Below are 20,243 nucleotides of genomic sequence, written 5' to 3'. Positions count from 1 at the left end.
TCGGGCAATCATCCCTGAAATCCATTGGAGCAGGAGTGAGTCGTATGCAAGACATTCTGGAAATTTGTTGTGGTCTTGATGTCCACAAGGAAACTGTTGTCGCCTGCTTATTAAAAGGCAATGTTGACGGGGAACCAGTTAAAACCATCCGCACTTTTTCCACCCTTCTTGCTGGACTTGATGAACTAAAAGCCTGGCTGGAAGAGGAAAACTGCCGGAATGTGGCTATGGAAAGTACTGGTGTTTATTGGCAGCCTGTATATAACGTACTGGAAGAAGCCTTTGACGGCAGTATGGTTTTGATTGTTACCAACGCCCGGCACATGAAGAATGTTCCTGGCAAAAAGACCGACATGAAGGACGCTGAATGGATAGCCACTCTCTTGCGTGCCGGATTGTTAGAAGGAAGTTTTATCCCCTCGAAACCTATCCGGGAACTCCGTAATCTGACCCGGTACCGTAAAAGCATCGTCGAGGAAATTACTTCCCAGAAAAATCGGATTGAAAAGCACTTACAAAGCTGCGGCTTTAAGCTGTCAACATTTCTTACCGATATATTCGGCGTATCAGGCCGAGCAATTATAGATCACCTTTGCTGCTACGGGAAGATATCTGCCCGCGAAGTAGAAACATTTGTAAAGGGGCGCGCTAAGAGCAAGCTCCATGAGATCAAACAGGCTGTCAATGGTAAAATGGATGTTCACCAAAGGGAGTTCCTCAAGCTTTTGCTAGGGTGGCTGGATCAGCACTACGAGCATCTTCACCAGGTAGAGCAAAAGCTTGAGGAAAAACTCAAGCAATATCAAAGACAACTGGAGCAACTGGACGGCATCCCGGGGATTGACAAAACCGCCGCTGCTGCAATCTTGGCGGAAATCGGCATTGATATGAGCCGATTCAAAACCGCGGAACATATCTGTTCCTGGGCGGGCTTAAGTCCTGGTAATAATGAAAGTGCAGGAAAAAAAAGTCCACCCGTACCACCCATGGCAACACCTATCTAAAACGAATCCTTTGCGAAATTGCCTGGTGCATCACCCGAATACGCGATAGCTATTTATCGTCTTGGTACTGGAAGATAAAACAACGCCGCGGGGCCAAGAAAGCTCTCATTGCATTAGCCAGAAAGCTCCTCGTGATCATTTACAACTTATTGAAGAAAGATGTTGACTACGACGAGACATCCTTTGAAAAAGCTAAACAAAAACAGGAAAAATTCCGTGTAAAAAGAATTATTGCCGAAGCTAAAAAACTCGGTCTGGAGGTGAGAGAAGTCCAGTAAGCTGTCTAACAGTTATATCCTCCAGAAGGATTAATCCGTCAGATGCATGAACTTGCATCTGCTAGTTCGTTATTGTCTTTTTTGCCTTACAAGCATATTGATTATTTGATAGGGTTATTTTCGTACTAAAACAGGAAAAATTCCGTGTAAAAAGAATTATTGCCGAAGCTAAAAAACTCGGTCTGGAGGTGAGAGAAGTCCAGTAAGCTGTCTAACAGTTATATCCTCCAGAAGGATTAATCCGTCAGATGCATGAACTTGCATCTGCTAGTTCGTTATTGTCTTTTTTGCCTTACAAGCATATTGATTATTTGATAGGGTTATTTTCGTACTAATAAGAAGCGTGTAACAACACGCTTCTTTGAAAGAGAGCTTCTTTTTACTGTATACATATGTCAGTTTTTTGTACACCTGGCAGAATAACTGAACCCTATTTAGAAAATTAGGTCTTTCAATTCCCAGGGATAGTCAGTAATTACTCTGGCTCCATCTTTCGTTATGATTATCGTATCAGAATGACGGAACCCACCTATACCAGGTATGTAAATACCAGGCTCTATGGAAAAGGCCATACCTTCTTGTAAAATTAAGTCCGAATCGAACCTGAGAGATGGTTCTTCGTGGACACCCAAACCAATGCCATGGCCTGTTCTGTGGATAGAATATTCTCCATACCCTGCCTTTTGAATAATTTGACGAGCGGCCATATCAACTTCTTTAGCCATAATTCCCGGTTTTATTATTTCCATGGCCGCTTTTTGGGCAGCAACAGCTACATTAAACACTTCTTTTTGCTTTGCCGTTGGTTCACCTACAAAAAAGGTTCTCTCACATTCAGCCCTGTACCCGTTTAAGCCAACTTGCCTGCTGTGTATAACGATATCATTTTCCGTTAATTTTCTGGTATTCGAAAAAACATGGGGCATTACACTTCGAATCAGACCTGAGGGAGACATTACGAAATAATCTAAGCTGGCGTTAGGATATTTCTTAGCGGTCTCTTCAAATAAGGCTTTATTTCCGTATTGGTCTAATTCTATTTCACTAATCCCTGCCCTGGCCTTTTCGAGAGATTCACTCAGGGCCAAACTGACTAATTTCCCGGCTTCAATCAATAACTCTATCTCCTGCTCATCTTTGATGAATCTCATCTCACTTATTTTTCTGCCTATGTCAAGTAATTCATAGCCCGCATTTTTTATATGATTGGCCAAACCCATGGACATTACACTGGCTTCTACACCTATTCTTGTACCTTTAGGAAAAGCAGAAATAATTTTATCCAAGTGCTCCATGTATGATTTGGGATCTTCCGTTTTTTCCGGATGTTCATAGTAAATATATAACCGGTCAACGGCTGCTTCTGCTTCGGCATGCTTTTCCTCTAAACCGGGTACGATTAAGGCCGTTACAGCAGGTTCTACCATTAAGGCAATGGGCCTTGAATAAATGATAGCTTTAAAACCGCTGATATAATACTGGTTTTCAGGATGCATGATAATGCTTAAGCTTATCCCATTTTCCTCCATATACTCTCTTAATTTTGCTAAACGTTTAGAGGTATCCATTAACCCACTCCTTTTTTGTTTAATATTTAAGGCTTATTTAAAAACTAGCTAATTGTAATATTTTTTTGACTGTCTGTTTGGGGAGTGGTGATTAAAGTGACGATGATCAGTACTAAGATTGCTACTGGTACGGAAATCACTGAACTATTCAAAGCAAAAGGTTTCCCCAAAGGAATTTCCCACAACAGTGTAGTGATTACACCGGCCAGCATGGAAGATATCCCCGCCGGCTTGGTTACACGTTTCCATAAAAATACAGCTAAGACAGCGGGTGTTATACCGGCGGCATAAACTGTATAAGAATACATTTGTACAGCTAAAATAGTGGGGAAGAAACGTATCATGACATAAGCAATAATACCTAATACAGGTACTAGCGCTTTCGTAAAAAATAACTTCTCTTTATCAGTAGCATTAGGGTTGATATACCTTCCATAAATGTCATAGGTAACATTGGTAGCTGCAGACAATAAGTAGGAATTTCCGGTAGTTACGATAAAAGCCGCTGCTGCCGCAAGTAACATTCCTCCAACAAATGTTGGTATAACCAGAGTTGTTGAAATTAAGGCCATCCCGGGATTAATTTTGGGGAAGATTGCCCTGGCGGCGAAGGCAATTAGGGCAACGGCAGGACTCAGGATTAAGAGACCAACAAACCATCCCTTCATACCAATCTTGGCTTCTTTAGTTCCTTTTGATGCCGCTAATCTCTGGTACATGTTCTGGTCTCCTAACAACAGAAATAAAAGGGGTAAATAATAACCAATTAATTGAAGGGGCGTAAGGGAGCCAAAAAACGTGAGGTTTTGCGGGGGCACATTAGCAACAATCTTATCCCAACCACCTGCAGCATTTATAACAGCGGGAACGGCAATCATGAGACCAAATAACATGAGAAAAGCGCTGATAGCATCGGTCACAGCTACTGTCACTAATCCCCCGGCAAAGGCTAAAAAGATAATTAAAAGTGCCCCTAAAATAGTTCCCACATCCACGGAGATGCCAGTAGTTACATTTAAAATAAAGCCAAGACCTTTAAACTGGTAAGAAACTATTCCCACATAAGCCAGGATAATGATGATCCCTGCCAAACTCCTGGCCGTAGTACCAAATTTATCTTCTAATATTTCAGAAACAGTATATTTTCCATATTCTCTTATTTTAGGACCGATGATATATAAGATAAATATTCCGACAATACTTGGGAGAGTGTATAAAAGTCCAGGCCATAAGCCAAAGGAATAGGCCAGTGAATTGGGCCCCCCTGTTACTGTTCCGCTTCCACACCATGTGGCAATTAAGGTCCCCATTAAGACGAGGGGTCCTAATGATCTTCCTGCCAGAATAAAATCCTCACTGGTGTGAATCTTTTTGGAGTAAATAATGCCAATGATCACCATGACAAGACCGTAACCTATTACATACCACAAAAGACTGGGATTGTGCGATAAAGCCATCAATCATACCTCCTCTTTTTAATAATGAAACTTTAATGAATTAAACAAAGATAGTAAGAGTTAACCCACCTCCCTTTTGCTATAGGTATATTCTGTATTTATATATTAATTATGTCAATATATTACTATAGCAAAATTTGTGCCAATGAAAAAAGGACCAAACAAAGGTCCCAAAAACTTTCCAATAAATATAACAATCTATGAAATAATTGATAAAAAATCTGTCTAAAGAAGTTCTGTATTGTGTATAAATATGCCAATTTTTTAAACACCTGCCAGTACACCTGACACTAGTCCTCTTAAATTTACTCCTTTGGGAGTAAACCCAATTGGTGCATCTTATAATAAAGAGTGCTGCGGGGGATCCCCAGCATGCGTGCAGTCTGGGAACGGTTACCGTTAGTTTGTTTGAGGGTACGCTCAATCAATTCCCGTTCCGTTTGTTCAGTCACGGAAACTAAACCCACTGAAGAGGATAGTACCCTTCCCCCTGACTGCTTCCGCAAGACGGGAGGTATAAATTCTTCTGTGATGACATTGCCTTCTGTCAAAATGACCATGCGTTCAATGACATTTTTTAATTCCCGTACATTGCCCGGCCAGGTAAAAGTCAGCAGTAAGGACATTACTTCCGGTTCGATTTTGGTTATGTGTTTATCATAAATCTGGGAGTATTCCTGAATAAACTGGTAAACCAGTTCGGGAATATCTTCCCTCCTATCCCTTAAAGGGGGTACTTCCAGGGTTACTACATTGAGGCGGTAATAGAGGTCTTCCCGGAACTGCCCCTTCTGAAGCATTTCCTCCAGGTTACGGTGAGTGGCGGTAATGAAGCGCACATCAATTTTGACAGGAGTGGAGCCCCCTACCCGGTAGAACACCTGGTTCTGGAGAACTCGTAAAAGCTTGACCTGAAGATCCAGGGGCAGTTCCGCCACTTCGTCAAGAAACAGGGTTCCGCCATTAGCGGTTTCAAAAACCCCCGTTTTGCCCCGTTTGTTGGCCCCAGTAAAGGCTCCTGCTTCATAGCCAAAGACCTCGCTTTCAAATAAGGTAGCCGGAATGGCCGCACAGTTTACGACGACAAAGGGTTTCTCAGCCCGGGGGCTGGCCTCATGAATAGCCCTGGCAAATAACTCTTTGCCGGTGCCGCTTTCTCCCCGGATTAAAACTATGGCATTGGTCCCGGCTACTTTTTTCGCCATATTGATAAGATCCATCAGCCTCTGGTTATGCCCTTTAATAGACGCAAAGGGGTTTCGTCCTGCCGCAATCCTTGTCAGCTGATTCTGCAGTTCCTGCACCTGGCTGCTGGCGTGATTCAGCTTCTGGTTAAGCCTGACTATTTCTGTGATATCCCGTTCCGCTGAAACGGCTCCAATTACCTGATGCCCGTTCTTTATGGGGCTGGCATTAATTAAAACATGGGTTCCTTTACAAGGCTGGTGGGGTACGGAACGTACCGCTTTATAATCTTTAACTATCCTTGTAACCATAAGATTGGTAAAAAATTCTTCAATGCTGTGTCCAATGATTTTCTCCCTGGGTATGTTATAAAGTTCTTCGGCCCTCTGGTTCCACTCTACCACCACATCTTGGTCATTAATAATACAGATAGCATCATCAATAGTCTCTAATACCGCATTAAGGCGTGCCTGGACAATCGTTAAACGCTGTAACAATTCTTGATAAAGTAACCGTAAATCTAAAAGACCTAAAACCTCGTTCTTCTGTCCCATGATAATGAGGGTATGCGAACATAAGGAAGATAAATATGATAATACCTGTTGTTTGAGGGCCTCCCGGGGGAGCAGGGCAATCGTTCCGGAGATTATTCCACCAAGGGTTTCATTAGGGTCCAGGTCTTGTATAAAAAGTTTTTCGGGGAACACCACACCAGAGACCTGTTCCTGGTCCATGACCAGCAAAACAGTTCCGGGATTTTTTACTAAACTGCGGCCCTCCCTTATGGTACACGCCGGCGCAACCTTTAAAAAATTCCGGTGAAGGGCTTCTTCTACTGTCAAGATCGCCGCCTTATCCACAGGCTCCCTCCCCTGTATTTTATTGCCTGTTTTTAAAACAAAACAGTATTTGCTTAATTATACTATATTTAGAACATAAACAAAATTAAAGAGGGGATTAACCCCTCTTTCATCACTTGGCGGCAACTGCTGCCAGTGCCAGGATACGGTGCAGTATTTCTTCTTTTTTCTTGTCGATGGCAGCAAAGTCCATAGCCGGAATATAATATTTCTCCATATCATCGTGGACAGCTTTGGCCTCTTTTATTTTCTTCCAGGCCCGCTGGAAATTGGCCGCTATTCTTGCTTTGGCGTCAGCAATCTCCTCGGCATAGATCTTAACCACATCAGGATTTACAAATTCATTAAAATCAAAGACTTCCTGCACCTGCAGATCAGGTAAGGAGTTAGGGTCAAATGCCAACCGCTCCGTTAAACGCAGAACAGCTTTCCGGAACTTTGGGTAATAGAGGAGTTCCAGTTTACTGGGATCAAAGGGACAATGATAGGCCTCACAATTCAGGCCTAAACGGACCCCTTCTTCCAGTACGGCATCCAGAAGTTTCTCCATTCCCGTACCTGGCTCACCTTTCAACATATACAGCTGTTTTGCATCTCTTAAAATTGTGTCGATATAATGAACGGCACCACCGGGAGTATTGGCACTGGCAAAAAGCCTCCGTATCTCAGCAGTTTTGGCAAACTGGGGTGTAACACCGGCAAAAAGCTTGGCATTTACTTCCCAAATTAGTTTATTAACTGCTCCCCAGTTTGTCGCTTCTTCATAGTAACTGGCTAACTCGTCATGGGCTACCTTGGCTTCTTTCAGATAGCTGTAGGCAATTTTAAATAATCTTCCCACCCGTTTGTTGCAGCGAATAATTTCCTCCTTAGCCTTAACCATTTTCTCTTCGTTCCAGTAGTCACCCAGATGGACAATTTCGTCAACGGCTCCCGGGTTTTTGGGGTCAACGATGTGGGGTGCAGTGCCATCGATTAAAGCTACATTTAAGGCAGGAATTACCACACCATCCAGGGAACCGTTGTCTGATGAACAGCAATGAAATTCCACATCAAACCCCTTTTCCACCAAAGTCTCCCCGATGTTTTTCATCATCGTAGACTTGCCTACTCCAGGACCTCCTTTAATCACAAAAATTCGCTTGGCATCGGGTTTAATGATGTAGTCATAGAAGGAATAAAAACCTACTGAAGTATTGTTGCCTGGAAAAACCTTTTTCACTTTTCCTTTTGACATTACCCTTTTCCTCCTTTACGTCATTGTAGATTATGGTAGAGCCCACCCCATTGTGTGCTCACAATAGCTTCTGAGAGGGAAATTTTGATTTAAACTTAAAGAAAATGCCCCGCTGCTGCAGCGGGGCGTATTTATCCCATATGAGTACCCCTGCCGCACACTTAATAAGTATGTGGCAGAGAGCAATTTGGTTACTGAGAATAACTTATAGACTAACAGTTAAATTTTTTAGCTGTTTTTATTTTTTTCTGCGAACTTTTTTTTATTTTCTTGTCTCTTAATAAGTGAATAGCAAAGTGGGGAGTTTTACTCTATGGTATTGTATTAGTAATTATATGGTTTAAAAAAGGAAGTACTGAAGAAATTATTAGGGAGTTATTTAGCTAATAAATTATGGCTTTTTGTAGAACCAATTGCCGGGAAGCTTATAGACCTCTGGGGTTCTTTAGCCGGTAAAATTACGGGAGCCAAAAAGGAGGAATGGCCCGTTGATAGATCCTTCATTAATAGAACAGGTAAAGGCGGGCAATCTGACGGCTTTTGAAAAACTTCTACAGAGTACCCAGCAAAAAGGATTTAATATAGCCTATGGTATTTTACACGATACTTTAGATGCGGAAGATGTTTTACAAGAAGCTTACCTGCAGGTTTTCCATAATATAAAAAAATTAAAGACAGCAGAAGCCTTTAAAAGTTGGTTTGGAAAAATCATTACTCATCTTTCCTTCCGGCGTTCAAAAGAAAAAGGCAGGTTTAAAACAATCCCCCTTCACGAAATAACCCAAGTTGAAACTACTTTTAGCGATAGTCCAGAGACATTTATGGTAAAACAGGAAGAAAAGGAACAACTAATTAAGGCTTTAAAGTTCTTACCTGACGAATATCGGGCAGCTTTAATCTTAAGGGAATGGGAGGATTATTCTTACCAGGAAATAAGTGAAGTCTTGGATATTCCTCTGGGAACAGTAAAATCACGCCTATTTTCTGCTCGCAAAATGCTATTTAATAAATTGAAAGAGGGAGACATGTAATATGGGCCAATGTGCTTGCCGCGAAATAGACTTATCTGCCTGTTTGGATAGGGAAATTACACCAGAACTGTCTAGTGTCATTGAAGAACATCTTCAAACCTGTCAAAAATGTAAGGAAGCACTTAACCTGATGCAGTTGCTTTCCAAGGCAGTTCAAGAATTACCCCGGCCTTCAGTTAACCCCTTCTTAGCCACGAAAGTTTTAGGGCAATTGCAGACTGAAGAAATTAGTGAGACACCTTTTGTTAGGTTGTTTGAATCCTGGGGAATTTTAAGCCTGGTTGCTTTAGGAATAGTATTAGTTCCCTTCGGTAGTAGCTTATTTGGTTTAATGTATGTTCTTATTAAAAACCTAACAATTGTCTTGAACTTAGTAGTAGATCTAAGCTGGCGGGTACCTATGTCTCCTATAAATCTCGCCCTCGGGGCAATATTTATGGCTGGCGGAATCCTTGCCTTTTACGGATTTGCTCGCCTTTATCTTACTATGGCCAGAAAGGAGTTGGTATCATGAGCCGAAAAATATGTTTGCTGCTACTCTTACTTCTCTTTCTAAGCTTTTTCCCCGGTAATGTCTGGGCTGAGCAGGGTCTAACAAATAAGACCATGATTATTTTTGAAAACCAAAAAGTCGATAATGTTTTTCTTTACGGGAAAGACGGAATAATTTCTGGTGAGGTTACTGATGAAGTAGTAGTCATTAATGGAAATCTTACTCTGACTAATACCGCTAGAATAAAAGACCGGATCTTCCTTTTAGGTGGTGAATTAACCCAGGAGCCTGGGGCACAAGTGGGGAAAGGCATCTTCCATATTAGTCTTGCCAATGAGAATTTGAATAGCCTCTTGTTAGGTGTAGGAGCCTTTATTTTCATTGAACTTATGAAATTATTTTTAGCCTTGTTTATATTATTAGCAAGCTTAATGTCAGCATTTTTATTTAAAACCAGGGTTAACCAAACAAAAGTCATTTTACAAAAAAGCTTTATCAAAACCGGGTTGCTAGGTTTATTAGCGACTTTAGGATTAGGCTTAATTTTGGTTGCTTTAACGGTAACAATCATAGGTATTCCTATAGCCGTATTATTAGGGATCATGCTTATTTTCCTATTACCAATTGGCTTGGGGGCTTTAAGTTTAATAGTTGGAGAGCTTTTACTTACAGGTGTTGCCCGGGGAAACAAGTCTTTTTACCAGGTTCTAACCGGTTCTTTATTTATTGCGGCTCTCCTTAATTTTCCACTATTAGGGGTATTCTGGGGTATAGTAATATTTGTTTTAGCCCTGGGGTCCTTAGCTGTTAGTCTGTTACCAGGGAGGGAGACATAATTGTTTAGTCAATGGTTACAAAGTGCTGCCGAATTTCTCATGGTTTACGGCAGTCTAGGCTTATTTTTAGTATCTTTTGCTGAATCTTCTTTTTTCCCTCTTCCTCCAGATATACTACTCATTGGTTTGTCATTGGGGGAACCCAAATTAGCCTTGTGGTATGCCTTACTCACTACTGTAGCTTCGGTTCTAGGCGGAATTTTTGGTTATTTCATCGGCATAAAGGCTGGAAGACCATTACTACAAAAGTGGATTGCTCCAGAGCGAATTAGGAAGATGGAAGAGCTTTTTAGAAATTATGGGGGCTGGGCAGTAGCAATAGCCGGTTTTACTCCTATCCCTTATAAGGTTTTTACCATTGGGGCCGGGATCTTCAGGATTAATAAAATTGTGTTCGTAGTAGCTTCCCTCTTAAGCCGTGGTGCACGTTTTTTCCTAGAAGGACTTTTGCTTTTTAGTATGGGGGTAAAGGCAAAGGAGTTTTTAAGTAGTTATTTGGAAATCATTACTGTCGTAGTGGCTCTTGTAGTAATGATGTTGTATTTAATTTTTAGGAGTACAAAGATTATTATTGGTTTTCGTAAATTATGGATTAAAAGTCGTACAAAATTAGAAGATTTATATACGAAAAAGATTTCTCCTCTCGGAGCTTTCGGAAACTACCTTATAGGGGGATTAGTCCTCGGTCTGGTCTTTATACTTCTATTTGCCAAGCTGGCTGAAGACCTTATTAATAACGAACTAAAACTATTTGATCAAATAGTTATCGATGTTATTAATCTAATTAACAGTCCATTAACAACCCTAATTATGAAAGGGATAACCAGTATGGGGTCTCCTGCTACTATGATTTTTCTTGCCCTTGTAGTTTTGGTATATCTTCGCAAAGTTAAAAAACACTTTTGGGATTCAAACATGGTGATTACAGCCTTGGCCGGTAGTTGGATCATGAATGAAATATTAAAATGGGCTTTTCATCGTAGCAGGCCGGACATTGCAAGACTGGTAAAAGTTACGGGATACAGCTTTCCCAGCGGTCACGCCATGATTTCCTTTGCTTTTTACGGTATGCTGGCTTATTTAATGTGGATTAACCTAAAGACAAAAAAACTTAAATATTTTTTCACTTCCCTTTTTTTGTTCCTAGTCTTCGCCATTGGTATAAGCCGCATTTATTTAGGTGTTCATTACCCGAGTGATGTTTTAGCAGGTTTTGCTGCCGGAGGATTCTGGCTGGTAGGATGTATTCTGGGGTTGCAGGCTATTAGGTATTATAGAAGCAATGTATAATCCATTAAGGATTTAGGACTTAAAGGTGGGACAAAGAATGTCTGCTGAAAACTTTTTGCAGTTTATCTAGTCTTATGGTTACTATGCTGTTTTCTTCCTACTCTTATTTGGCATGGTTGGCATTCTCCCAATACCAGAAGAATCAGTAATGGTATTTACCGGTTTTCTTATCTCTAAGGGAAACTTAAGTTGGGGGTTTAGTATTTTACTCTTAATATAATTAAAAATGGGCAACATCAGGGATATTAGCAGCTTCAGGGTTAATCATGGCTCTCAAGAATAAGAACTCCCAAAGTGCGGAATAATTAAGCCAAATAACTGAAATTGCAAGACTTTAGTATAAATTAATATATTATATAATGGTTTTGTGTTAAATTTAAACTGACGTTTTTGTATACCTAATTCTCCTACTAATACTTTACACTATCTTTATTTTGGGGGTAATATAATGTCACCTAGTATTTTTGCCTTAATAACATTATGTCTATCTTTTGGTTTTGGTGTTTTGGGGTCGTTATTAGGTTTAGGCGGTGGAATATTTATTGTTCCCATTCTGACCATTTTTTTGAATGTACCCATTCATTACGCCATAGGTGCTAGTATTATTTCAGTAATCGCTACATCAAGCGGGGCAGCAGCGGCTTATGTTCGTGACAAAATAACGAATATTCGTATTGCTATGTTTCTGGAAACAGCCACAACTACCGGGGCTATTACGGGTGCTTACTTATCGGGAGTGATTAGTTCCAAGGTGCTTTACATCATTTTTTCTTTTATTATGCTTTATTCAGCTACTATGATGTTCCGTAAAAGGAATTTCGAGTTACCACAATATGATACAGGTCACCCCTGGGCAGAAAAACTAAAATTGAATGGAGCATATCTTGACAATAAACTGGAACAGAAAGTGGAATATAAAACTCAGGGAGTTCCTCAAGGCTTAGGTCTGATGTATATTGCAGGTATAATCTCGGGACTATTGGGTATCGGAAATGGAGCCTTTAAAGTGATGGCCATGGATATGGCAATGAGACTTCCCATGAAGGTTTCAACCGCCACCAGCAATTTTATGATTGGTGTAACAGCCGCAGCTAGTGCCGCAGTCTATTTTGCGAGAGGTGATATCAACCCTCTTATCACAGCACCTGTAGCAATAGGCGTACTCTTAGGGGCAACAACGGGTAGTAAGATTATGGATAAGGTAAAAAATAGTACTCTTCGGAAAATATTTATACCTGTCCTGTTATTAATAGCAGTTCAGATGTTTATTAAAGGCATGGGGGTAAATTAAATGGGAAAAGATATTATCAATACTAATTTTGAAGACAGAGACAAAAAATTATTTAGTATGGAACTATTTATCAGTAATGCCCTCCGTATTGGTGTGCTTATTAGCGGTATTGTAGTATCTGCGGGCTTAATAATGGCCCTTCTTAATTATAAAGAACAGGCTGTTTTTCCACATACTTTAAGAGAGATTTGGCAGGGGCTCATCTCGGTTCAGCCATACTCCGTCATAGACTTGGGCCTCATTTTCCTCATATTTACTCCCGTCTTTCGGGTAATTGCCTCAATTTTTCTGTTTTTGCATGAAAAGGATTACCTGTACTCTGCCATTACTATTTTTGTTCTGTTCATGTTGATTTTAAGCTTTACTTTAGGAAAGGTAGGTTAGTATTCATAAAAAAGGGGATATTACCTGAATCCGATAGCTATAAAAATTGGTCCGTTTTCAATTCGTTGGTATGGTGTTTTAATTAGCTTAGCCACCATACCCCAGAAAAAGAGTTAAAAACAATTGCTTTAATTTCAACACGTTGGCAAATGCAGGGTAAAAGATGTTCCTATGCCTGGTTCACTTTCAAAATCTATTCTTCCTCCATGTTCTTTCATGATTTGATGACAAATACTCAATCCCAAACCTGTCCCTTTCTTTTTTGTTGTAAAGAATGGCGTTCCAACCATTCTTTTTTCTTCTTCTGACATACTCTTCCCGTTATTAAATATAGTTATAAAGCTTTCATTCATTATTTGACTATATCCGGAACTGATCTTTATTTCCGGATTATCTGTGCCCTTTAATACATCGATTGCATTTTTTACAATATTTAAAATCACTTGTTTAATCTGATTTTCATCGGCCATAACTGGCTTGATATTTTCCCCAAGGTGATAGCTTATTTTTATCCCTTTGCCAACTACATTGGTTTCCAGCATTAACTTCATAGAATCAACTATATCATTTAATGAAACTTCATTTAATATAGGGGAGCGGGGCTTAGCGAAAGCCAAAAAATCACTGACTATCTTATTAAGCCCATGGACTTCTATTTCTATAAGGCGAGCATATCCCTTAATTTTTTCATCCTGGGACTTCAGAGTAATGACTTGGCTGAACCCCAATATTGAAGTTAAGGGATTTTTTATTTCATGAACAATACCGGTGGCCATTTGCCCCAATAAAGCGAGTTTTTCTTGTTGTTGCTCTCTTTGTTGTTCCTTCTTTAATATTGTTATATCGGAAGCCACAACAATTACTCCGATAAGTTCTCCATCCACGTTATGAATAGGCGCAAATTGCAGTATTTATAATGGATAAAGAAAACTAGACAAAAAAACAGCTTTCTTTAAGGTGGATTGTGACCATGAGAAAATCATATTCTGGGGAGTTTAAAGCCAAGGTTGTACTGGAAATTCTCAAGGAAGAAAAAACCATATCCCAGATTGCTTCGGAGTATGAGATACATCCAAATCAATTGCTTAAATGGAAGAAAGAGGCAATAGGTGCTCTGGTGGAAGTTCTTGAAGATGGTCGCAGAAAGGGTGACAAGGAGAAAGAGACCTTAAAGAACAAGATTCAAGAACTTTATGCAGAGATTGGCGAGTTGACAACTAAGCTCAACTGGCTTAAAAAAAAATCTGGCCTCAAATTGGACTAGAGCTGAAAGAATTGAACTGGTGGATTTTGAGAACCCGAGCTACCATTAACAGCTCAGGCAGAACTACTTTCGCTCAACCGTTCGAGTCTTTATTACCGGCCAGTACCACCATCGCCTTTGGAAATTGCTATCAAGCATAGAATCGACCGCATTTATACGGAGGACCCCTACTTGGGTTCTCGCCCGATTACCGCGATTCTGAACCGGGAAGGCTTTTGCATCAGTCGACCCACGGTACAGAAGTATATGCGGGAAATGGGGATATCTGCAATCAGGCCAGGGCCGAACCTCAGCCGCCGGAACCACGAGCATAAAGTCTATCCCTATTTGCTTCGCGGCGTTAAGGCATCCTTCCCCAACCACATTTGGGGTACTGATATCACCTTTATCCGCCTCAGAAAGGGCTGGTTGTACCTGGTGGCTTTTCTAGACTGGTTCTCGAGGTTCGTAGTAGCCTGGGAACTGGACTGTACTCTTGAAGTCGATTTTGTGCTGGAAGCTCTCCATAGGGCATTGCGGACTGGCAAGCCTGAGATTGCCAACAGTGACCAGGGAAGCCAGTTTACTAGCGAGCGGTATACCACAGCATTACTGAGTAAAGGGATCAAAATCAGCATGGACGGGCGAGGTCGTGCTATGGACAACATTTTTACCGAGAGACTCTGGCGTACAGTTAAGTACCAGGAGGTCTACATAAACGACTATACAAGCCCCCGTGAAGCCCGTCTCGGTCTTGCCAGGTTCTTTGAAAAATACAACAACTACAGGCCGCATCAGGCACTGAAAAATTTGACTCCGGCCGAAGTCTACTTCGGCAATTATACCTTGGAACACTTCCAAATAACATTTCGAGTCTATTAAGCCGAGGATTATAGAGCATTTAGGGGGTATTGGCCACTCTGGTGTCCAACCCCCCTCTGACCAGTATAATCCTGGCTACTCCGTCAAGTTCGAAGCCTCCTACTGACTCTAAGCTCCCTGGTGGTCGCTAAGAGTCAGTACGTCGATTACGAACTTGACGAACAGGAGTCAGGTAGTATTTTGTCTGGTAAAATGTTACATAATTACCAGTTAACAAATGTTATTATTAACAATATTTTACTTACAAAATACACTAAGGAGGGAGAAAAACCACCTTAAACAAGGTCAAAAAAATGTCTTGACATCTTTAGCCACCATAATTATTTCCTTTTTATTGCCGTTAGGAGTAATAAATGACGCTTCATATGTAGCATTGATATCACTTTCATTTAAGTCTTTATTTGCGAGATCCTTTCTGCTAAACTGTATCATTTCCATAAAATCAAGTATATTCATACCCAAAATATCTTCGGCATCCATTTCTACTGCCTCTTCCAAAGCAGTATTGCACATAATTATTGTCTCATTGCTGTCAATCATTAACACAAGATTACTTACAGAGTTTAATATGGTCTGAGTTTGCAGCTGTAAGTTCTCTAATCCCTGTACTCTTTTTGCTTCGTCAAATAAGTAGAGAAATCCACCATTTTCTAATTTATAAGCGTCGACACTTATTTTGAGACAATCACCACTTCTTGTTTTAATGGTTCTAATTCTATTTTTTATTGTATTTATACTTCCCGTTAACTCTCTGAGAAGGGATTTGTTATTATTTTCAACTCTATACACCATATTGGCTATTTCTTTATCAGATAGTCCTTCCATTTCACCTAACTGATACCCAGTTATTTCTTGAGCTTTTCGGTTTGCAAAGGTTAACCTGAAATTACTGTCATAAGTAGTTAGGGCAATAGGTAAATTGTCGAGTATCTCTTTTGTATATTTATTTGCTTCTTCCAGCTTGGTATATATTAAACTGTTCTGTACCGCGAGCCCAATTTGTTCACCAATCATTTCCATGAACTCGATTAGTTCCTCACTAAACATACCTTTTCGCATATCATTTAGTTGAACGAGTCCAAACCGTTCATTTCTGGCTTTAATCGGAATTAAAGCAACAGATTCATATCCACAAGCCTTACAGTAGTTTCTGGATCTGAGCTCAAGCTTCTCTCCCCATGGTCTTGACATATCATTTGACCAAAAGCTGCCATGTTTTGTAAAGAAGGGTAAGGAAGAATCAGTGTTTCCCTTAATAACGCATCCACACAAGCACTCCAGCAAATAGCCTTTTCCATCAGGAGCAGGTATTTTATTACCAGTATTATCTTTGAAACATAAGCTATTTTCTTTTTGAATAAATAACTCGGGAAAGCCTTTATATATGTAATAAGGATAATCCTCGCCATCATGTAGCCGGACACCCACTGCTTCACAACCTGTTAGTTCCTTGATATGTTTTAGAACGTTAATTAAATTAGACTTTAAATCCACAAAATTATTAAGCGCAGCACAAATTAGTTTAGCTCTTCTTTCTCGCTCCAATAAATGTTCCAATTCATTCCCAGAATGCTTCATATATGTCCTCCTCGGCATCAAAATAAACAAATGTAAAATTGTAGAACCTATTGGTTATACGCCATATATATCTATAATTTACCATTACTATATTTCAAAAATATTCGATACAAATTTCTCTTTTCCTTTAATAAGTAATTAGTCAACATAAAAAAGAAGAGAACCATCAACCAAATGATGGTTTCTCTTCACTTAACGACTCAGTTTAGTTATTCATTAATTTATAACCCGACTTTGACAGTAAAACGCCATTTTTAGGGGGTTCAGGGCCCGGAAACCCAATGTTTTCAAGGGTCTGGTTCCGGAAAAAGTTCAAAAACGTAGTGAAAACCATTTTACCGTAACCTCTTCAACTATCGACGGTCACCTGCTATAATGGTAATGTGAACCATGCGGAGGTGATGCGCCCCTTGTTCCCCAGAATTATCACTACAAAACGCAAGGACCGGACCTATCGTTACCTGACCTTGGTAGAATCTTACCGGGAAAACGGCAAGATCAAGCAGCGCCAGGTGGGCAATCTTGGCAACATTGATCTCTACAGCCAGGAGGAAATCCGTCGGCTCATTGATAAACTGCGGGAGTTTCTGCACGACGATCCCTACGGGACCACTCAGGACTTGACTACGTACGGAGATAAACATTATGGCATTCCATACGTAGTGAATGTTTTCTGGGACCGATTGGGTCTTACCGAGTTCATCAATTCGCTGCTTAAAGACCGCCAGGTGGAAGTGGATGTGGCCTTATGCACCAAGATTTTGGTATTAAACCGCCTGATCGCTCCCAAGAGCAAATTGGGAGTGGCCCGCTGGGTACACCGACTGTACCTGGAGGAACTAGAGGGGCGGCCTTTACCGGATGTACACCACTTCTACCGGGCCATGGACTACCTTGAAGAAATGAAAGATGCATTGGAGCGGCACCTGTACTTACAACTGACGGATCTATTAAGCTTGAAACTTACCCTGGTGTTCTACGATTTGACCAGCAGTTATTTTGAGGGTACCCATTGCCCGCTTAGTAAGCACGGTTATTCCCGGGAACATCGCCCCGACCGGCCTCAGATTAACATCGGATTATTAGTGACGCCTGAAGGTATTCCTATCGCCCACCAGGTTTTTGAGGGAAACGTGGCCGATAAAACCACGGTGCCTGATGCCATCAAGGTACTAAGCGAAAGGTTTGAGGTAGGCGAATGTGTTTTTGTCGGTGACCGGGGTATGATTACCCAAGATAACCTCCGAGCCTTGAAAGAAGCCGGGTTTCGGTATATTGTCGGTTTTCATAAACGGGGGCGGGAAGTCAGCGACCAACTTTTAGAGGAGTACCAGGACCTGAGCCAGTACACGCCCCTGGGAGAAGAAGGGTCTTTACTGTACAAGGAAATCCCGGCTGCCAAAGTACCGGCAGAAGACGCGGCTGAAAATGAAGAAGATTACCTGGTACGCTACATTTTGTGCCACAACCCGGCCAAGGTGGCAGAAGACCAGGCCTTCAGGGAACAAGCGCTCCAGGAAGCCGAAGCACAATTACAGCACCTGAAGGAATGGCTGGAAAAAGAAGAACCGCGGCGGGGACGAAAGCCCACGGCCAAAAGTATCATGCTTAAGGTGGCAGACCTCCTAAACCGGAAAGGGATGGCTCGTTTCTTTGACATCGACTATGACGGCAACAAACGCCTAAACTGGCAAAGAAACCAGACCGCTATTGACAAGGAGTCCTTACGGGACGGTAAATTCCTGTTAAAGACCAACTCCCTCCTTCCGGCGGACCAGGTAGTCACCGCTTACAAGAACCTGATGCAAGCAGAAAACGCCTTCCGGGAGATCAAGGATTTTATCCGATTACGCCCCATCTACCATTACAATGAGCACCGGGTACGGGCCCACGTCCTGATCTGTGTGCTGGCCTATCTATTTGAGCAGTGGCTGGAGGTGCTATACCGGCGCCATGTGGAGAACGAAATCCAAAGGGCCAAATCAATCACGGATAATGAGACCCGGGAGAAAGAACTGAAACAGCTCAAAAGTTCTTATAGAAGCGGTCGCCGGATCTTAGAGGAATTGGACGAGATCAAGGCTGTTGACCAACAGTTCATAGACAAAAGGCTTTACAGCATCACCCTGCCTGGTGAGGCGCAAAAGAAGATACTGGGGGTGTTGGAGCTCCCGCTGCCACCCAAGGTGCTAGTTAAAGAATAGCATCCCTTGAGGGGCTGTAGTGAAAATTACCCCTACAGGCCCCTTTATTTTCAAGGCCGGTGTCAAAGTTGGGTTATAATAAATCATATTTCTTAAGTTTATACTGTAAAGTTCTCCTAGAAATACCCAGTTCCTGGGCGGCTTTTTCCCTGTGACCTTTATACTTTGCCAGAACCCTTTTGATGGCCTCGATTTCCTGAATTTCTAGCATACCCGGCCGATTATCCTGTACTTCCAAAACATTCTGGTTTTTTACTTTGCTGCTGATCCTTAAAGGCAAATCGTCTTCATGCAGAGTATCACCGTTTGCCAGGGCTATAGCGCTCTCCAGAGTATTTTCCAGCTCCCTTATGTTTCCGGGCCAGTCATAATTCCTCAAAATACACATTACTTCTGGGGAAATATTAACCACATTCTTACCAAGTTTTTTGTTGATTTTATTTAGAAAGTATCGCGCCAACGGTTCTATATCTTCTTGCCGGTAACGTAAAGGTGGACACTCCAGAGTAACAACATTTATCCGGTAATAAAGGTCCTCCCTGAAAACCCTTCTTCTAACCAGGTCTTCCAGGATTTCATTAGTAGCAGCAATAATCCGTGCGTTCACTGCTATTGATCTGGAACCGCCAATCCGTTCCATTTTTTTCTCCTGTAAAACATTTAGAAGTTTAGCCTGTAAGCTGGGAGTCAAGGTGCTGATTTCATCAAGAAAAATCGTCCCTTTCCCCGCCAGTTCAAATTTACCCTTTTTACTCTCCAAGGCCCCAGTGAAAGCTCCCTTTTCATGGCCAAAAAGTTCACTTTCCATGAGATTAGCAGGAAGGGTCGCGCAGTTAATATGAATAAAAGGCTCCTCCTTGCGGTTTCCCGCCTGATGGATAACCTTGGCCACCAGGCTTTTTCCTGTACCGCTTTCTCCCGTCAGTAATACAGTGGTATCCAGGTCCTTTATCTTCTGGATTTTCTCTTTTAATCTAGCCAACTCCCTGCTCTCACCAACCAAGTCCACATCCAGGTCATCGGCCCCTCCCACTAATTGGCCAATCTTCTCCTTAATCGTAAAGGCCTGCCTTATTTTAAGCAGTAAATCATTGTTGTCGAAAGGCTTGGTGATATAATCGTAAGCCCCTTTTTTCATGGTTTCCACAGCATTATCAATTGTACCGAAAGCAGTCATAATAACAACAATCGTCTCAGGGGTAATGCTTTTGATATGATTTAATACCTGTATACCGTCTTTTTTAGGCATTCTAATATCAAGGACAGCGGCATCATATCTATTGGCCTGCACTTTTTTGCAGGCCTCCTCCCCGTCGGAAACCGCATCTACCAGGTAACCTTCATTTTTTAACTCCCGGCTTAATATCCTTAAAATAATCTCCTCGTCATCAGCAACAAGTATTCTATATTTAGTCATATGGC

Annotated in this window: 14 protein-coding genes and 2 pseudogenes; 9 read left to right on the top strand and 7 right to left on the bottom strand. The window is 41.3% G+C overall.

Features of this window, described 5'->3' with window-relative positions:
• Positions 1-44: 44 nt before the first annotated feature.
• Positions 45-1,282: pseudogene (locus BR63_RS01060) on the top strand (IS110 family RNA-guided transposase).
• Positions 1,283-1,716: 434 nt separating this feature from the next.
• On the opposite strand, the gene BR63_RS01055 reads toward BR63_RS01060, so the two are convergent.
• From BR63_RS01055 to BR63_RS01040, 4 genes are all read right to left on the bottom strand, one after another.
• A complete protein-coding gene (locus tag BR63_RS01055) occupies positions 1,717-2,850 on the bottom strand; it encodes a M24 family metallopeptidase (RefSeq protein WP_034425626.1) in 1,134 nt (377 codons plus the stop codon).
• A 44-nt stretch (positions 2,851-2,894) separates the two neighbouring features.
• Complete coding sequence (locus BR63_RS01050) at positions 2,895-4,307, bottom strand: sodium:solute symporter family protein (RefSeq protein ID WP_034425624.1); 1,413 nt, start codon at positions 4,305-4,307, stop codon at positions 2,895-2,897.
• Positions 4,308-4,612: 305 nt separating this feature from the next.
• Positions 4,613-6,352 (bottom strand): sigma-54 interaction domain-containing protein, encoded by a 1,740-nt coding sequence (locus tag BR63_RS01045; protein WP_243270047.1) that lies wholly within the window; start codon positions 6,350-6,352, stop codon positions 4,613-4,615.
• A gap of 112 nt (positions 6,353-6,464) precedes the next feature.
• Positions 6,465-7,589: a PRK06851 family protein gene (locus BR63_RS01040; RefSeq protein WP_034425622.1), complete on the bottom strand. Its 1,125-nt coding sequence runs from the start codon at positions 7,587-7,589 to the stop codon at positions 6,465-6,467.
• A gap of 488 nt (positions 7,590-8,077) precedes the next feature.
• On the opposite strand from BR63_RS01040, the gene BR63_RS01035 reads away from it, so the two are divergent.
• The 6 genes from BR63_RS01035 (at position 8,078) to BR63_RS01010 (ending at position 12,914) form a co-directional block, all read left to right on the top strand.
• On the top strand, positions 8,078-8,620 hold the full coding sequence (locus BR63_RS01035; RefSeq protein WP_034425620.1) for an RNA polymerase sigma factor: 543 nt from the start codon (positions 8,078-8,080) through the stop codon (positions 8,618-8,620).
• A gap of 1 nt (position 8,621) precedes the next feature.
• Positions 8,622-9,134, top strand: a complete 513-nt coding sequence (locus tag BR63_RS01030) for an anti-sigma factor family protein (protein ID WP_034425617.1) — start codon at positions 8,622-8,624, stop codon at positions 9,132-9,134.
• Complete coding sequence (locus BR63_RS01025) at positions 9,131-9,949, top strand: hypothetical protein (protein WP_034425614.1); 819 nt, start codon at positions 9,131-9,133, stop codon at positions 9,947-9,949. The genes BR63_RS01030 and BR63_RS01025 overlap by 4 nt, the downstream gene beginning before the upstream one ends.
• Positions 9,950-11,239, top strand: coding sequence for a phosphatase PAP2 family protein (locus BR63_RS01020; RefSeq protein ID WP_081908328.1), 1,290 nt, complete (start codon positions 9,950-9,952; stop codon positions 11,237-11,239).
• 448 nt (positions 11,240-11,687) lie between these two features.
• Complete coding sequence (locus BR63_RS01015) at positions 11,688-12,530, top strand: sulfite exporter TauE/SafE family protein (protein ID WP_034425612.1); 843 nt, start codon at positions 11,688-11,690, stop codon at positions 12,528-12,530.
• Positions 12,531-12,914, top strand: a complete 384-nt coding sequence (locus BR63_RS01010; RefSeq protein WP_051966239.1) for a DUF1634 domain-containing protein — start codon at positions 12,531-12,533, stop codon at positions 12,912-12,914.
• 134 nt (positions 12,915-13,048) lie between these two features.
• Here the strand turns inward: BR63_RS01010 and BR63_RS01005 are convergent, their stop codons facing one another.
• On the bottom strand, positions 13,049-13,768 hold the full coding sequence (locus BR63_RS01005; protein ID WP_051966238.1) for a two-component system sensor histidine kinase NtrB: 720 nt from the start codon (positions 13,766-13,768) through the stop codon (positions 13,049-13,051).
• A 110-nt stretch (positions 13,769-13,878) separates the two neighbouring features.
• Here BR63_RS01005 and BR63_RS01000 point away from each other — a divergent pair.
• Positions 13,879-15,039, top strand: a pseudogene (locus BR63_RS01000) (IS3 family transposase).
• A 285-nt stretch (positions 15,040-15,324) separates the two neighbouring features.
• On the opposite strand, the gene BR63_RS00995 reads toward BR63_RS01000, so the two are convergent.
• Complete coding sequence (locus BR63_RS00995; RefSeq protein ID WP_051966121.1) at positions 15,325-16,617, bottom strand: PAS domain S-box protein; 1,293 nt, start codon at positions 16,615-16,617, stop codon at positions 15,325-15,327.
• A 410-nt stretch (positions 16,618-17,027) separates the two neighbouring features.
• Here BR63_RS00995 and BR63_RS00990 point away from each other — a divergent pair, with 410 nt between their 5' ends.
• The gene (locus BR63_RS00990; RefSeq protein WP_034424643.1) at positions 17,028-18,821 is read left to right on the top strand and encodes an IS1634 family transposase; all 1,794 of its coding nucleotides are present in this window, start codon (positions 17,028-17,030) and stop codon (positions 18,819-18,821) included.
• 73 nt (positions 18,822-18,894) lie between these two features.
• On the opposite strand, the gene BR63_RS00985 is transcribed toward BR63_RS00990, so the two are convergent.
• Positions 18,895-20,238, bottom strand: a complete 1,344-nt coding sequence (locus BR63_RS00985) for a sigma-54-dependent transcriptional regulator (RefSeq protein ID WP_051966119.1) — start codon at positions 20,236-20,238, stop codon at positions 18,895-18,897.
• Positions 20,239-20,243: the final 5 nt, after the last annotated feature.

The sequence above is a fragment of the Thermanaerosceptrum fracticalcis genome, from assembly GCF_000746025.2.
In the GTDB taxonomy this organism is placed as follows: Bacteria; Bacillota; Peptococcia; order DRI-13; family DRI-13; genus Thermanaerosceptrum; species Thermanaerosceptrum fracticalcis.
Note: the sequence above shows the minus strand (reverse complement) of the source record. Positions and strands in the feature narration are given on the sequence as shown.

What these genes read in the sequence shown, in the direction of transcription:
- BR63_RS01055 (WP_034425626.1), bottom strand. Translation starts at nt 2,850, where the DNA reads ATGGATACCTCTAAACGTTTAGCAAAATTAAGAGAGTATATGGAGGAA.
- BR63_RS01050 (WP_034425624.1), bottom strand. Translation starts at nt 4,307, where the DNA reads ATGGCTTTATCGCACAATCCCAGTCTTTTGTGGTATGTAATAGGTTAC.
- BR63_RS00985 (WP_051966119.1), bottom strand. Translation starts at nt 20,238, where the DNA reads ATGACTAAATATAGAATACTTGTTGCTGATGACGAGGAGATTATTTTA.
- BR63_RS01040 (WP_034425622.1), bottom strand. Translation starts at nt 7,589, where the DNA reads ATGTCAAAAGGAAAAGTGAAAAAGGTTTTTCCAGGCAACAATACTTCA.
- BR63_RS01025 (WP_034425614.1), top strand. Translation starts at nt 9,131, where the DNA reads ATGAGCCGAAAAATATGTTTGCTGCTACTCTTACTTCTCTTTCTAAGC.
- BR63_RS01015 (WP_034425612.1), top strand. Translation starts at nt 11,688, where the DNA reads ATGTCACCTAGTATTTTTGCCTTAATAACATTATGTCTATCTTTTGGT.
- BR63_RS01010 (WP_051966239.1), top strand. Translation starts at nt 12,531, where the DNA reads ATGGGAAAAGATATTATCAATACTAATTTTGAAGACAGAGACAAAAAA.
- BR63_RS01030 (WP_034425617.1), top strand. Translation starts at nt 8,622, where the DNA reads ATGGGCCAATGTGCTTGCCGCGAAATAGACTTATCTGCCTGTTTGGAT.
- BR63_RS00995 (WP_051966121.1), bottom strand. Translation starts at nt 16,617, where the DNA reads ATGAAGCATTCTGGGAATGAATTGGAACATTTATTGGAGCGAGAAAGA.